At 60.6% G+C, this 16076-nt stretch carries 12 protein-coding genes and 1 tRNA gene; all 13 read right to left on the bottom strand.

The genetic code is table 11. The annotated features are described in order from the left end of the window. Positions 1-155 (bottom strand): GTP-binding protein (locus tag ABIV12_RS01120; RefSeq protein WP_348055362.1); only part of this gene is annotated, 155 nt, incomplete at its 3' end. A gap of 66 nt (positions 156-221) precedes the next feature. Then, positions 222-2312: an elongation factor G gene (gene fusA, locus ABIV12_RS01115; RefSeq protein ID WP_348055358.1), complete on the bottom strand. Its 2091-nt coding sequence runs from the start codon at positions 2310-2312 to the stop codon at positions 222-224. A 70-nt stretch (positions 2313-2382) separates the two neighbouring features. Then, a complete protein-coding gene (gene rpsG / locus ABIV12_RS01110; RefSeq protein ID WP_348055356.1) occupies positions 2383-2850 on the bottom strand; it encodes a 30S ribosomal protein S7 in 468 nt (155 codons plus the stop codon). A 25-nt stretch (positions 2851-2875) separates the two neighbouring features. After that, the gene (gene rpsL / locus ABIV12_RS01105; RefSeq protein WP_348055354.1) at positions 2876-3253 is read right to left on the bottom strand and encodes a 30S ribosomal protein S12; all 378 of its coding nucleotides are present in this window, start codon (positions 3251-3253) and stop codon (positions 2876-2878) included. A gap of 314 nt (positions 3254-3567) precedes the next feature. Further along, positions 3568-7773 (bottom strand): DNA-directed RNA polymerase subunit beta', encoded by a 4206-nt coding sequence (rpoC, locus tag ABIV12_RS01100; protein ID WP_348055352.1) that lies wholly within the window; start codon positions 7771-7773, stop codon positions 3568-3570. A gap of 118 nt (positions 7774-7891) precedes the next feature. Further along, positions 7892-12061: a DNA-directed RNA polymerase subunit beta gene (rpoB, locus tag ABIV12_RS01095; RefSeq protein ID WP_348055350.1), complete on the bottom strand. Its 4170-nt coding sequence runs from the start codon at positions 12059-12061 to the stop codon at positions 7892-7894. A 216-nt stretch (positions 12062-12277) separates the two neighbouring features. After that, positions 12278-12646 (bottom strand): 50S ribosomal protein L7/L12, encoded by a 369-nt coding sequence (rplL, locus tag ABIV12_RS01090; protein ID WP_348055360.1) that lies wholly within the window; start codon positions 12644-12646, stop codon positions 12278-12280. 59 nt (positions 12647-12705) lie between these two features. Then, positions 12706-13233, bottom strand: a complete 528-nt coding sequence (rplJ, locus tag ABIV12_RS01085) for a 50S ribosomal protein L10 (RefSeq protein ID WP_348055348.1) — start codon at positions 13231-13233, stop codon at positions 12706-12708. 395 nt (positions 13234-13628) lie between these two features. Then, the gene (rplA, locus tag ABIV12_RS01080) at positions 13629-14330 is read right to left on the bottom strand and encodes a 50S ribosomal protein L1 (protein WP_348055346.1); all 702 of its coding nucleotides are present in this window, start codon (positions 14328-14330) and stop codon (positions 13629-13631) included. A 1-nt stretch (position 14331) separates the two neighbouring features. Continuing rightward, positions 14332-14760 (bottom strand): 50S ribosomal protein L11, encoded by a 429-nt coding sequence (gene rplK, locus ABIV12_RS01075; protein ID WP_348055344.1) that lies wholly within the window; start codon positions 14758-14760, stop codon positions 14332-14334. Positions 14761-14912: 152 nt separating this feature from the next. Continuing rightward, the gene (gene nusG, locus ABIV12_RS01070) at positions 14913-15473 is read right to left on the bottom strand and encodes a transcription termination/antitermination protein NusG (protein ID WP_348055342.1); all 561 of its coding nucleotides are present in this window, start codon (positions 15471-15473) and stop codon (positions 14913-14915) included. A gap of 9 nt (positions 15474-15482) precedes the next feature. Further along, entirely contained in the window at positions 15483-15872 is a 390-nt protein-coding gene (secE, locus tag ABIV12_RS01065) for a preprotein translocase subunit SecE (protein WP_348055340.1), read from the bottom strand. Between the two features lie 92 nt (positions 15873-15964). Further along, positions 15965-16040, bottom strand: a tRNA-Trp gene (locus ABIV12_RS01060). Positions 16041-16076 lie beyond the last annotated feature (36 nt).

Here is a 16076-nt window from a genome sequence, read left to right as displayed (position 1 = left end):
GCGTCGATCTGGTCGTACGCCTTGAACTCGCCGCCGAAACGCTCTGCGCCGATCTTCGTCAGCGCCGCCGTCAGCGTCGTCTTGCCATGGTCAACGTGGCCAATCGTGCCTACGTTCACGTGCGGCTTGGTGCGCTCGAATTTTCCCTTTGCCATGACTCAGAACCTCAAAACAGTTTCAACGAATGGATGGTATGCCGCTTGTTCTACCTGCCACACGAATCAGGATTTCCTGATGACCGCGTCGGCAATGTTGTTTGACGCCTCGACGTAATGATCGAACTCCATCGCAAATGTGGCGCGCCCTTGCGACATCGATCGCAGCGTGGTCGCGTAACCGAACATTTCACCGAGCGGAACCATCGCGTGGATGATCATGCCCGATGGCGAATCGTCCGAACCCTGCAGTACACCGCGCCGACGACTCACGTCGCCCATCACGTCACCGAGATACTCCTCCGGTGTCACGATCTCGACCTTCATGACCGGTTCGAGCAGGACCGGATGGGCCTTGCCGAAACCTTCCCTGAAACCCATCGAGCCGGCGATTTTGAACGCCATCTCACTGGAATCGACTTCGTGGTACGAACCGTCTACCAGCTTTACCTTGACATCCACGACCGGGTAGCCCGCCATCGGCCCACTCCGCATCGCTTCACGGATCCCTCTGTCGACGGCAGGAACGTATTCCTTTGGCACCGCGCCGCCGACCAGCATGTTCTCGAACAGATAACCCGATCCGCGTTCCCGCGGTTCGATCTCCAGCACCACGTGGCCGTACTGGCCCTTGCCGCCGGACTCCCGCACAAACCTGCTTTCCTGCCTGACAGCCTCGCGAATCGTTTCGCGGTAGGCCACCTGCGGCTTTCCAACATTCGCCGCGACGTCGAACTCCCGTCGCATGCGATCCACCAAAATCTCAAGGTGCAGCTCACCCATTCCAGCGATGATCGTCTGCCCCGATTCCTCGTCGGAACGTACCCGGAATGAAGGATCCTCCTGCGCGAGACGCGACAAGGCGACACCCATCCTTTCCTGATCCAACTGCGTCTTCGGTTCCACTGCCATCGAAATGACAGGCTCCGGAAACGAAATCCGCTCCAGCGTGATCACCTGGCCCGCCGCACACAACGTGTCGCCTGTGGTGACGTCTTTCAGTCCGACCGCGGCAGCAATATCGCCAGCACGGACTTCCCTGATTTCGCTTCGCTCGGCGGCATGCATCTGGAGAATGCGACCGACGCGCTCTTTCCTTCCTTTTCCCGGGTTGTAGACGGTATCGCCTGAATTCAACGTACCCGAGTAGACCCGGAAGAACGTCAGCGAACCGACCACCGGGTCGATCATTATCTTGAATGCCAGGGCCGAAAAAGGTTCGTCGTCGCCGACGCCCCGCTGATCGTCCTTGTCGTTCTCATCAATACCTTTTACCGGCGGCCGATCCGAAGGCGCTGGCAGAAAACGTATCACCGCATCGAGAACCGACTGCACGCCCTTGTTCTTGAAAGCGGCACCACAAAACACCGGGATCAGCAGGTTCGCAAGCGTTGCCGCGCGTATGCCCGCATACACCTCTTCATCCGACAAGACACCTCCTTCGAGGTACTTGTCCATCAACTCCTCGCTCGCGTCAGCCGCTGCCTCGACGAGATATTCCCGCGCTTTTGCGCAGGCTTCCTGCAAATCTGCGGGTACGTCGCGAAACTCAAACGACATGCCCTGTGAATCAACATCCCAGTAGACCGCCCTCATGCTCACGAGGTCGACCACACCTTCGAATTTGTCCTCGACACCGATCGGCACCTGCATCGGCACCGGATTCGCTCCGAGCCGCTCTTTCAACTGAGCGACCACCTTGTCGAAGTCGGCACCGGCGCGATCCATCTTGTTGACGAACGCAAGTCGCGGTACCTGATATTTATTTGCCTGCCGCCATACCGTCTCGGACTGCGGCTGCACACCACTGACCGCACACAACACGAATACCGCACCATCGAGGACTCTGAGCGAACGTTCGACTTCGATCGTGAAATCGACGTGCCCCGGCGTATCGATGATATTGAAACGATGCTGCGGAAACGAACATTCCATGCCGGTCCAGAAGCAAGTCGTCGCGGCCGACGTGATCGTGATTCCGCGCTCCTGCTCCTGCTCCATCCAGTCCATCGTGGCCGACCCTTCGTGCACCTCGCCAATCCTGTGATTGACGCCGGTGTAGAAAAGAATCCGCTCGGTCGTTGTCGTCTTTCCAGCATCGATGTGAGCCATGATGCCGAAATTTCGATAACGCTCGATGGGCGTGATGCGTGCCATTGATCGTCTCTACGAAGTTCCCTCTTCGTCTGAGAGCGGCCATCCTGGCCACCCTGTGCAACCGTGTTGCTTACCAGCGGTAATGCGAGAATGCTTTGTTCGCTTCCGCCATGCGGTGGGTCTCTTCACGCTTTTTCACGGCACCGCCGCGGTTTTCCGCCGCTTCGACCAACTCTGCCGCCAACTTGCGCGGCATCGTGTTCTCACCGCGCTTGCGCGCTGCGTCAATCAGCCAACGCATCGCCAGAGCGGTCCGGCGCGACGAACGCACCTCGACCGGCACCTGATACGTGGCGCCACCGACGCGACGCGACTTCACTTCGACAGCCGGCGCAACGTTGCTCAGCGCCTTTTCCACCAGACTGACCGGCTCGGCGTGTTTTTCGCCGATGGAATCGAGCGCACCATAGACAATTTTTTCAGCAACCGACTTCTTGCCGCTCTGCATCACCATATTGATGAAGCGGGCGATGACCTGGCTTCCGTGCTTCGGATCCGGCAACAAGATGCGGGTCGGGGTTTGACCTTTACGCGACATGATTCAACGCCTTACTTAAGATTGATCAGGCTTTCTTCGGGCGCTTCGCGCCGTACTTGGAGCGGCTCTGCCGACGCTTGGTTACACCTGCAGCGTCGAGACTTCCCCGAACGGTGTGATACCGAACGCCCGGCAGATCCTTGACGCGACCGCCGCGGATCAAAACGACCGAATGCTCCTGCAGATTGTGCCCTTCGCCGCCGATGTAGCTGATGACCTCGAAGCCATTCGTCAGGCGCACCTTGGCGACCTTGCGGAGGGCCGAGTTCGGCTTTTTCGGCGTCGTCGTGTAGACGCGCGTGCAGACGCCGCGGCGCTGAGGACAATTTGCGAGAGCCGGAGACGCGCTCTTGTACGTTTTCGGACTGCGCGGCTTGCGGACCAGCTGGTTGACTGTTGACATGCGTATGAACCGTGTCTGCGTGTTCTGTGGTACCCGGACGACTTCAACAAACTCCGGGAAACAAAAGGCAGGCCGATAAGATCCGGCCCGCCAAGACGAAAGAGTATAACGCGCGCCTGACAAAACCGTCAAGGTTCTAGGCGCCTGGCATCCTGCGCTCGAACACGAGGCGATTCCTTCGCCTCATTTCGATGTATTCACATCCGAAAACCCGCGCTTGACCTCATTCCCGCAAAGGGAGATTCATCACGACACTTCGATGAACGCCCGCTCTTGCGGACATGAAGCCGGACTGCCTGCCCGGGTTTCCACCATCAATGCGCGTCGCCGTCTTCGGCGACCGCTTCTGCCACCGAACTCGTGGATCCAAGCGTTGCGCGTTCCGATTCGGTCAAGGTTCCCTGCCTGCTGCGCCGTTGGGCGTGGTAGGCAAGTCCCGTACCGGCCGGAATCAAGCGCCCGACTATAACGTTTTCCTTCAGCCCTCGCAAGGTGTCCCGGGTTCCTCGAACCGACGCCTCGGTCAGCACGCGTGTGGTTTCCTGGAACGAGGCGGCCGAGATAAAGGATTCCGTCGCGAGCGACGCCTTGGTGATTCCAAGCAGGACCGGCAGCATCGTCGCCGGACGCTCCTTGCGGGCTTCCGTACGACCATTCTCCTCGATCAGACGCATGCGATCGACCTGCTCACCACGCAGGAACCGCGTTTCGCCGGCGTCATCGATCTCGACCTTGCGCAGCATCTGACGAATGATCGCTTCGATGTGCTTGTCGTTGATCTTCACGCCCTGCAGTCTGTAAACGTCCTGAATTTCCTTGGTCAGGTACTGAGCCAGAGGCTCGACACCAAGCAGACGCAGGATGTCATGCGGATTCGGCTCGCCGTCCACCACGGTCTCGCCCTTCTCCACATGTTCGCCCTCGAACACGATGACGTGGCGCCACTTCGGGATCAGCTCCTCGTGCTCACTGCCATCCGAATCGCGAATGATCAGGCGCTGCTTGCCTTTCGTGTCCTTGCCGAAACTGATCACGCCCGATCGCTCCGCGAGGATTGCGGGCTCCTTCGGCTTGCGGGCCTCGAACAGATCGGCAACGCGCGGAAGACCGCCGGTGATGTCGCGCGTCTTCGAAGTCTCCTGCGGGATACGGGCGACGACGTCGCCGATACCGACTTCGACTCCGTTCTGCAGCGACACGATGGCACCCGCCGGCAGGAAATACTGCGCCGGAATGTCGGTGCCTGGCAGGCGCAACTCGCCGCCCTTCTTGTCGACGAGGCGAACCATGGGACGCAGGTCCTTCGCCGCGCTGCCGCGACGCTTCGGATCCGTGACGACGGAGCTGGCAAGACCCGTCAGCTCGTCGATCTGTTCCTGCACGGTGATACCGTCGGTGAAGTCGATGAAGCGCACGACGCCTGCCACTTCCGAAACGATCGGATGCGTATGCGGATCCCACTTCGCGACCAGCTGGCCGGCCTTCACTGACGCACCGTCTTTCGCGTCGATGACCGCGCCGTACGGCACGCGATAACGCTCACGCTCGCGACCGTGCTGATCCATGACCGACAATTCGCCGGAGCGCGATACCGCGACGAGATGACCTGCGGTGTGCGCAACCGTCTTCAGATTGGTGAACTTCAATGCGCCGGTCGTCTTGACCTGAACATTGTCGATTGCTGCCGCTCGCGACGCCGCGCCACCGATGTGGAACGTGCGCATCGTCAGCTGCGTTCCAGGCTCACCGATCGACTGCGCCGCAATGACGCCAACGGCTTCACCGATATTGACCTGATGACCGCGGGCGAGATCGCGTCCGTAACACACGGCGCAGACGCCGAAGCGCGCCTGGCAGGTGATGGGCGAGCGAACGAGAATCGACTGGACGCTGGCCGCTTCGATCTTGTCGACCATCGCTTCGTCGAGGAGCGTATTGCGCACCGCGATCGGATCCTCGTCGTTGCCCGGAGCAAAGACGTCTTCCGCCACTGCGCGGCCGAGCACGCGATCCTTCAGAGGCTCGACGACATCGCCACCTTCGACGATCGGCGCCATCGTCAGTCCGTTGGAGGTACCGCAATCCACCAGCGTGACGACGACGTCTTGCGCCACGTCGACGAGGCGGCGTGTCAGGTAACCGGAGTTCGCGGTCTTCAACGCGGTATCCGCCAGTCCCTTACGGGCACCGTGCGTCGAGTTGAAGTACTGCAGAACATTCAGGCCTTCGCGGAAGTTCGCCTTGATGGGCGTCTCGATGATCGAGCCGTCCGGACGCGCCATCAGGCCACGCATGCCCGCCAGCTGGCGGATCTGTGCGGCAGAACCACGCGCGCCGGAGTCGGCCATGATGAAGAGCGAGTTCATCGATTTCTGTTCGATGATGTCGCCCTTCGCGTTCTTGACCTTGTCTGCGCCGATGCCCTTCATCATTGCAGCCGCGACCTGCTCGTTCGTGCGCGACCAGATATCGACGACCTTGTTGTAACGCTCGCCTGCGGTCACCAGTCCGGACTGGAACTGCTGCTGGATTTCGGTGACGTCCTTTTCGGCAATTTCGAGGATGCCCTTCTTCTCCGCAGGGATCTTCATGTCATCGATGCCGATGGACATGCCCGCACGCGTCGCATAGTGGAAGCCCGTGTACATCAGCTGATCCGCGAACACGACCGTGTCCTTCAAACCCAGTCGGCGATAGCACTGGTTGATCAGTCGCGAGATCGACTTCTTTGTCAGCTCGGTGTTGGCCAGCGCAAACGGCAGACCCTCGGGGAGGATTTCAGCCAGCAGCGCCCGACCGATGGTCGTATCGACGATCGAGGTCTTCTCGGTGCGCTGCTGAAGTTCGTCGATCTCCACTTCGCGCAGTCGCACCTTGATCTTTGCATGCAACTCGACCACGCGGTTGTCGTAGGCACGATGCACTTCGGCAAGATTGGCAAACACCATGCCCTCGCCCTTCACGTTCTCGAGCGCACGGGTCATGTAATACAGACCCAGCACGACGTCCTGCGTCGGAACAATGATCGGCTCGCCGTTCGCCGGCGACAGGATGTTGTTCGTCGACATCATTAGAGCGCGCGCTTCCAGCTGCGCTTCGAGCGACAGCGGGATATGCACAGCCATCTGGTCGCCGTCGAAGTCCGCGTTGAACGACGTGCAGACGAGTGGATGCAGCTGGATCGCCTTGCCTTCGATCAACACCGGCTCGAACGCCTGGATGCCGAGGCGATGCAAGGTCGGCGCACGGTTGAGCAGCACCGGATGTTCGCGGATCACCTCTTCGAGGATGTCCCAGACTTCGGCACTTTCGCGCTCGACCAGCTTCTTCGCCGCCTTGATCGTGGTCGCGAGACCACGCCGCTGCAGCTTCGAGAAGATGAACGGCTTGAACAGCTCAAGCGCCATCTTCTTCGGGAGGCCGCACTGGTGCAGTTTGAGTGTCGGACCGACCACGATGACCGAGCGACCGGAATAGTCGACACGCTTGCCAAGCAGGTTCTGTCGGAACCGGCCCTGCTTGCCCTTGATCATGTCGGCGAGCGACTTCAACGGACGCTTGTTGGTGCCGGTGATCGCGCGACCGCGGCGACCATTGTCCATCAGTGCATCGACCGCTTCCTGCAGCATGCGCTTCTCGTTGCGCACGATGATGTCGGGCGCATTGAGTTCAAGCAGGCGCTTCAGGCGGTTGTTGCGGTTGATCACGCGGCGATACAGATCGTTGAGATCCGACGTCGCGAAACGTCCGCCATCCAGCGGAACCAGCGGACGCAGGTCGGGCGGAAGCACCGGAAGCACCGTGAGAACCATGAACTCCGGGCGATTGCCGGATTCCAGGAAGGCCTCGACCAGCTTGATGCGCTTGCTGAGACGCTTCAATTTCGTCTCGGAGTTCGTCGACGCGATTTCCTCGCGCAGGCGGATCAGCTCCTGGTTCAAGTCGATCGTCTTCAGCAGCTCGTAGACAGCTTCCGCGCCCATGCGCGCATCGAACTCGTCGCCGTGCTCTTCGACCGATTGCAGGTACTGCTCTTCATTGAGCAGCTGACCACGCTCGAGCGCCGTCAAGCCGGGATCGACGACAACGTAGGCCTCGAAGTAGAGGATGCGCTCGATGTCGCGCAGCGTCATGTCGAGCATGAGGCCGATGCGCGACGGCAGCGACTTCAGGAACCAGATATGCGCAGTCGGCGATGCGAGCTCGATGTGACCCATGCGCTCGCGGCGCACCTTGGCCAACGTGACTTCGGTTCCGCACTTCTCGCACACCACGCCACGATGCTTCATGCGCTTGTACTTGCCGCAGAGGCATTCGTAGTCCTTGATCGGCCCGAAGATCGCCGCGCAGAACAAACCGTCGCGCTCAGGCTTGAACGTGCGGTAGTTGATCGTCTCCGGCTTCTTCACTTCGCCGAACGACCACGAACGGATCAGGTCGGGCGAGGCGAGCGCGATCTTGATCGAGTCGAAATCGAGCGACTGGCGCGTCTGGTTGAACAGGTTCAGCAGGTCTTTCATTTGATTCTCCGGGAGTCGAGAGCCGAGATTGGGGATTTGTCAGAGCGGAACTTCGCGAGGCCGGAGGTTCGTCGATTGGGCATCGACGAACTCCGCACCCCGAGTCCCGCCGTCCCTGCTACTTCGTTTCTTCGAGCTCCATGTTGATCGCGAGCGAGCGGATTTCCTTCACCAGCACGTTGAACGACTCGGGCATGCCCGCGACCATCTCGTGGTCGCCATCGACGATGTTCTTGTACATCTGGTTGCGGCCGGAGACGTCGTCGGATTTCACCGTCAGCATTTCCTGCAGCGTGTACGCCGCGCCGTAGGCCTCCAGCGCCCAGACTTCCATTTCGCCGAAGCGCTGTCCGCCGAACTGCGCCTTACCACCAAGCGGCTGCTGGGTGACCAAGGAGTACGGACCGGTTGAACGCGCATGCATCTTGTCGTCGACGAGATGGTTGAGCTTGAGCACGTGCATGTAGCCGACCGTCACAGGTCGATCGAACGGTTCGCCGGTTCGACCATCGATCAACGTGGTCTGTCCGGATTCGGGAAGATCTGCCAGACGCAGCATCGCCTTGATCTCCGACTCGTACGCACCGTCGAACACCGGCGTCGCCATCGGCACGCCGTCCTGCAGATTGCGCGCGAGCGTCAGCAACTCATCGTCCGTGAACGACTTGAGATCGACGTGGTGACCGAGGCCTTCCTTGTTGCCGCCGTTGTAGATCTCGTCGAGGAACTTGCGCAGTTCCGCCACCTTGGCTTGCGCCTGCAGCATGTGCTGGATCTTCTCGCCAAGGCCTTTCGCCGCCCAACCCAGATGCACTTCGAGAATCTGCCCGATGTTCATACGGGACGGAACGCCGAGCGGGTTCAGCACGATGTCGACCGGACGACCCTTCTCGTCATACGGCATGTCCTCGACCGGCACGATCATCGACACGACACCCTTGTTGCCGTGACGGCCGGCCATCTTGTCGCCCGGCTGGATGCGGCGCTTCACGGCAAGGTAGACCTTGACCATCTTGAGCACGCCGGGCGCAAGGTCGTCGCCCGCGGTGATCTTGGCCTGCTTGGCCTTGAACCGCTGGTCGAACTCGTCCTTGTGGCCCTTGATCTGTTCCTGCGCACGCTCGAGGAATTCCGCCATGTCCTCGTCTTTCATGCGGATCGCGAACCACTCGTCCTTCTTCAACCCGTCGAGGTATTCACCGGTGATCTCGGCGCCCTTCTTGAGCGTGCCGGGACCGCCATTCGCCACTTTGCCGACGATCGCAACACGAAGACGATTGAAGATCGCGCCCTCGAGGATGCGGAACTGATCGTCGAAGTCCTTCTTGATGCGCTTGATTTCCATCTCTTCGATCTGGCGCGCGCGCTTGTCTTTCTCGATGCCATCGCGGGTAAACACGGTGACGTCGATGACGGTGCCGTCCATGCCGGGCGGCACGCGCAACGAACTGTCCTTCACGTCCGAAGCCTTTTCGCCGAAGATCGCGCGGAGAAGTTTTTCTTCCGGCGTCAACTGCGACTCGCCCTTCGGCGTGACCTTGCCGACCAGGATGTCGCCCGCCTTCACTTCGGCTCCGATATAGACCACGCCCGATTCGTCGAGGCGCGCGAGCGCCTGCTCGCCGACGTTCGGAATGTCCGCCGAGATTTCTTCCGGACCGAGCTTCGTGTCGCGCGCGATGCAGGTGAGTTCCTCGATGTGGATCGTCGTGTAGCGATCTTCCTCGACGACGCGCTCCGACAGCAGGATCGAGTCCTCGAAGTTGTAACCATTCCACGGCATGAACGCGACCAGCATGTTCTGGCCGAGCGCGAGCTCGCCAAGATCGGTCGACGAGCCGTCCGCCAGCACGTCACCCGCTTCCACGCGATCACCGACGTTGACCAGCGGACGCTGGTTGAGATTGGTGTTCTGGTTGGAGCGCGTGTACTTGGTCAGCGTGTAGATGTCGACACCGGCATCGTTGTCGCCGATTTCGTCTTCGTTCACACGCACCACGATACGACCCGCATCGACCTGGTCGATGAGGCCCGCACGGCGCGCAGCGACGGTGACGCCGGAGTCGCGTGCAACGGCGCGTTCGATGCCCGTTCCAACCAGTGGCTTCTGGCTGCGCAACGTCGGAACCGCCTGGCGCTGCATGTTCGCGCCCATCAGCGCGCGGTTTGCATCGTCATGCTCGATGAACGGAACCAGCGCCGCGGCAACCGACACGGTCTGCATCGGCGACACGTCCATGTAGTTGATCTCGCTCGGCGGACGCAGCTCGGATTCGCCGTGGAAGCGGCAGGAAACGAACTCCTCGGAGAACGTGCCGTCCTTGTTGAGCGGCGAGTTCGCCTGCGCGATGACGTATTCACCCTCGTCGATCGCCGACAGGAATTCCACCTGGTTGGTGATCTTCGCGCCGGTGACTTTGCGATACGGCGTCTCGAGGAAGCCATAATCGTTCGTGCGTGCATACACCGCGAGCGAATTGATCAGGCCGATGTTCGGGCCTTCCGGCGTTTCGATCGTGCACACGCGACCGTAGTGCGTCGGATGAACGTCACGCACTTCGAAGCCCGCGCGCTCGCGCGTCAACCCGCCCGGTCCAAGCGCAGATACGCGACGCTTGTGGGTGACTTCGCTGAGAGGGTTGTTCTGATCCATGAACTGCGACAGCTGCGATGAACCGAAGAACTCCTTCACCGCGGCTGCAACCGGCTTTGCGTTGATGAGGTCCTGTGGGGTCAGGCCGTCGGCTTCCGCCAGCGACAGGCGCTCCTTCACGGCGCGCTCGACACGAACGAGACCGATACGGAACACGTTCTCGGCCATCTCGCCGACCGAACGCACGCGACGGTTGCCGAGATGGTCGATGTCGTCGACGATGCCGCGGCCGTTGCGGATCTCGATCAACACCTTGATCACATCGAGGATGTCCGAACCCGGACCAAACTCCTTGAACATCGACTTGGAGTTTTCGTCGTTGCGGTCGCCGAAATACTTGCCGTCGAACAGGATGCCGGGGCCCTTGTCGTCCTTGCGACCCACACGGCGGTTGAACTTCATCCGGCCGACACGATCGAGATCGTAACGCTCGGAGGAGAAGAACAGGTTCTGAAACAGGTTCTGCGCCGCATCCTTGGTCGGCGGCTCGCCCGGACGCATCATGCGATAGATCTCGACGAGCGCCTCGAGCGGCGTCTTCGACGGATCGATACGCAGCGTGCGCGAAATGTAGTCGCCACGATCGAGATCGTTCACCCACAGCGTCGAGATGCGCTCGATGCCCGCCTTGCGGAAAGCCTCGAGGTGCGCATCGTTGAGCTCGTCGTTGGCCGACGCGAGCAACTCACCGGTTTTGGTATCGACGACGTCGTGCGCGAGGATGCGACCGCCGAGGTATTCGTCGGGCACTTCCAGCGACTTGATCTTCGCGCTGTCGAGCTGGCGCACGTGACGCGCGGTGATGCGCTTGCCGGCCTCGACGATGATTTCGTCGCCGATGCGCAAGTCGAAATTCAGCGTTTCGCCACGCAGCCGCTCGGCGACGAGATCGAGCGTCGCACTGTCCTTCTTGCCCAAGCGGAACACGTTCTTCTCGAAGAAGATGTCGAGCATCTCTTCGTTGGTATACCCGAGCGCACGCAGAAGGACTGTCACCGGCAACTTGCGGCGACGATCGATACGCGTGAACAACGCATCCTTCGGGTCGAATTCAAAATCCAGCCACGAGCCGCGATACGGAATCACGCGCGCGCTGTAGAGCAACTTGCCGGACGAGTGCGTCTTGCCCCGGTCGTGGTCGAAGAACACGCCCGGCGAGCGATGCAGCTGCGAGACGATGACGCGTTCCGTACCGTTGACGATGAAGGTGCCGGTGTCGGTCATCAGGGGCAACTCGCCCATGTAGACTTCCTGCTCCTTCACGTACTTGATCGCCTTGTTCGACGATTCCTTGTCGTAGATCACCAGGCGCACCGTGACGCGCAATGGCGCGCCGTAGCTCATACCGCGCGAACGGCATTCGCGCTCGTCAAACGCAGGCTCACCGAGACGGTAATTGACGTACTCGAGCGCCGCACTGCCGGAATAACTGGAAATCGGAAACACCGATCGCAGCGCGGCATGCAGGCCCTTGTCCTCGCGGCCGTTGGGCTCGACCTCGGCCTGCAGGAACTCGCGATACGAGTCGACCTGGATGGCCAAGAGGAATGGAACCTCGAGCACGGGTGGGCGCTTGCCGAAATCCTTGCGGATTCGCTTTTTCTCGGTGAAGGAATAAGTCGACTTGTTGTTCATGAGGGGCACACCTCGTACAGCGGGCGACGGCGGCACGTCGCTGGAGAAAACCGGCGGGAATCGGACATCGGAAATCACGCGACCTCCCCACATGGAGGTGACTCACGCGATTTCCCATGCCCGCTCCGGAAAATCAGTAACGGGCAAAGCCCGGGAGCTTGCGCCCCCAGGCTTGGCTTTACTTGGCTACAGCGGCAAGCAACGCGTAAACGTCGCTTACTTGACCTCGACGGTCGCGCCGGCAGCTTCCAGATCTTTCTTCATCTTTGCGGCGTCATCCTTGGACACGGCTTCCTTGATCGTGCCGGTGGCTTCGACGAGGTCCTTCGCTTCCTTCAGGCCGAGGCCGGTGATGGCGCGAACAGCCTTGATGACTTCGACCTTCTTCTCGCCGGTCGCCTTCAGGATGACATTGAACTCGGTCTGCTCTTCAACCGGTGCAGCGGCAGCGGCGGGGCCGGCAGCAGCAACGGGTGCAGCCGCGGAAACGCCGAACTTCTCTTCGATCGCCTTGACCAGCTCCATGACTTCCATGAGGCTCTTCGCGGCGACGGCTTCGACGATCTGATCGTTGGACAGTGACATGATAATGACCTCTTTGAAATTTTTCTGGAAAGGGTTCAACAAGTCGTTGCGGATCGCACTCAGGCCGTTTCAGCCTCGGCCGGGACGGCGGCATCGCCTTCGCCCTGCTTGTCGGCAACTGCCTTGACCGCGCGTGCGAACATGCTCGCCGGTTCGGCGAGGACGCGCGCCAGCATGCCCAACGCCTGTTGCAGCGTCGGCAAGGAAGCGAGCACGTCCACATGGCTGGCCGGATACTGCTGGCCACCCACAGCAACGACCATCGCTTTCAGCTTGTCGTTGCCTTTCGCGAATTCCTTGATCAGACGCCCGGCAGCGCCGGGCTCTTCTGTCGAAAACGCATACAGCAGCGGGCCGATCAACGAATCCTTGACGCATTCGTAGTCGGTACCAGCCACCGCGCGCGAAGCGAGGGTGTTCTTGACGACTTTCAGGAACACGCCTGTTTCGCGAGCCTTCTTGCGCATCGCGGTCATTTGCGCGACCGTGGTGCCTGCGTACTCGACAGCAACCAAAGAGTGGGCTTTCGCGGCGACAACAGCCAATTCAGCGACCACTTCTTTTTTCTGGGACAGATTTAGAGCCATTGCACTCCTCCAAATGAACTCCGCTTCCGGCGCGACGCCGGCTGCGGTCCTGAACGACATCCGTCCCGGATGCCGGGGACGCGAAATCGCGTCCCGGTGGTGGCCTGTCTGACTGGTCTGCCCAGAGGCTCAAGAACCAGAAACTTTCCAGGAGGCGACACCATCTGCGCAGGCTGGGCTTTTGAGATCTTGTCGACAGGATCGGGAGAATCCTTGCAAAACACGCATCCATGCGTCCCGATCTCGCCGCCTTGATCGCCTGCGGTCTTTGACGGCCCCCGCATCGGCGGGCGCCCTCAAAATCTTGTGAGGCGCGATCGAAAGCGCCTCATTGAAACGTTGTTGCCCGACTGTCGCAGAGGCCGCCTTCAGGCCCGCGCGCCAGCGGCGTACCCTCAGGCGGACAGGGTCGAATGATCGACCGTCACGCCCACACCCATCGTGCTGGACAAAGAGACCTTCTGCAGGAAAATTCCTTTCGCAGATGACGGCTTCGCCTTCACCAGATCCGAGAGCAGCGCGTTGAGGTTGTCTTTCAGCGCAGTCGCCTCGAAACTCGCCTTGCCGATGGAGCAGTGGATGATGCCGCCCTTGTCGTTGCGGAACTTCACCTGTCCGGCCTTTGCATTCTTGACCGCCGTCACCACGTCGGCGGCAACGGAGCCGTCTTTCGGGTTCGGCATCAAACCGCGCGGGCCGAGCAACTGGCCGAGCTTGCCGACGACGCGCATCGCATCGGGCGTCGCGATCACGCGACCGAAGTCGAGGTCGCCCGCCTGCATGCGCTCGGCGAGATCTTCCATGCCGACTGCGTCCGCGCCGGCCGCTTTCGCAGCCTCGGCTTTCTCACCCGGAGGGCAGAACACTGCGACCTTCACGGTCTTGCCGGTTCCGTGCGGCATCATCACCGATCCGCGAACGCCCTGATCGGACTTCTTCGCGTCGATGCCGAGGCGGATCGACACGTCGATCGATTCGGCGAACTTTGCCTTGGCGCCGTCCTGGACGATCTTCAGTGCGTCGTCGATGGGATAGGCCTTGCCCGGCGTGACTTTCTCGCTGAGCGCCTTGTAACGCTTGCTGATCTTCGTGGTCATGTCAGATCTCCGATACCAGGCCCATGCTGCGGGCGCTGCCCGCGATCGTGCGGACGGCTGCTTCCAGGTCCGCCGCTGTCAGATCGGGCTCTTTCGCCTTCGCGATGTCCTCGAGCTGCTTGCGGGTAACCTTGCCGACCTTCTCGGTATTCGGGCGCTTCGAGCCCGAGGTGATACCAACGGCCTTCTTCAGCAGCACCGACGCAGGCGTGCTTTTCGTGATGAAGGTGAAGGTACGATCCGAGTACGCGGTGATGATGACGGGCGTCGGCAGACCCGGCTCGAGCTTCTGCGTGGCAGCGTTGAACGCCTTGCAGAACTCCATGATGTTGAGACCGCGCTGACCGAGGGCGGGACCCACCGGCGGAGACGGATTGGCCTGACCGGCCTTGACCTGCAACTTGATGTAGCCGACGACTTTCTTTGCCATTTTCTAAGCTCCTGGAGTTCGAGCGTCTGCGCACCCTTCGGCCGCCGGACTCCTCCTGACTGGTTGAAACAGGGAATCGGTCACCGGGAATCCGGAATGGAAAAGCCGTCGGCTCCGCCCATTCCCGCTTCCCCACTCACGATTCCCGACCTTTACGCCTTCTCCACCTGCCCGAATTCCAGCTCGACCGGTGTTGAACGTCCGAAAATCAGCACGGCCACCCGCAGGCGGCTCTTCTCGTAGTTCACTTCCTCGACCGTGCCGTTGAAGTCGTTGAAGGGTCCTTCGGTGACGCGGACCATCTCACCCGGCTCGAACAGGACCTTCGGACGCGGCTTGTCGACGCCTTCCTGCACGCGGGCAAGGATGCTGTCGGCTTCCGAATCCTTGATGGGCGACGGACGATCGGCGGTTCCGCCGATGAAGCCCATGACCTTGGGTGTTTCCTTCACCAGATGCCACGATTCATCGTCGATCTTGATCGACTTGCCTTCGTCGTGGGTCTCGATCTGCACAAGCACGTAACCGGGGAAGAATTTGCGCTCGCTGCGCCGTTTCTGGCCGCCGCGCATTTCGATCACTTCCTCGGTGGGTACCAGCACTTCACCGAACTTCTCTTCCATGCCCGCACGGGCAATGCGCTCCTTCAACGAACGCGACACCGTGTGTTCGAAACCCGAATAGGCATGCACCACATACCAACGCTTGCTCATGCCTGGTCCTCAGTGTCCGAGCTTCAGCAGGTGATCGAGCACGACCCATTTGAGGATCACGTCGATCAGGCCCAGCAAAAGGCTCAGGATGACAACAACGACCATGATCACCAGCGTCGTGCGGATCGTCTCGTCACGCGTCGGCCAGACGACCTTGCGCAATTCGAAGCGGGATTCACTCAGGTACTCGCGACCCGAGCGGCCGAAGCCGGTGAACGACGTGATGGCAACCGCCGCAATCACTCCCGCGGACAGGACGCCAATCCGACCCCAGCCGTTCCAGTCTGCAAAGTAGTAGTAGGCAACCATGCCCGCCACGAACAACACACCTGCGAGAACGAGCTTGACGACATCGAACCCGTTGTTCGGCGCTTCCGTTTTTTCGACCTTGGCATTCATACGTTATGGCAGGGACCCGTTCGATTGCGCATTTCCCGGAGGAAGGTGCGGCTTGATCATTCGAATCGCTTGCGTCGTTCCTCTTTCTTGAATGGCACGCCAGGAGGGACTCGAACCCCCAACCTGCGGTTTTGGAGACCGCTGCTCTGCCAATTGAGCTACTGGCGTATTGGTCCGCTCGACTCAAACGGCAAAGGCGCATCG

The sequence above is a fragment of the Dokdonella sp. genome (genome assembly GCF_039926425.1).
GTDB lineage: Bacteria > Pseudomonadota > Gammaproteobacteria > Xanthomonadales > Rhodanobacteraceae > Dokdonella_A.
The sequence above is the reverse complement of the archived record's forward strand: the minus strand, read 5'-3'. Positions and strand labels throughout refer to the sequence as shown.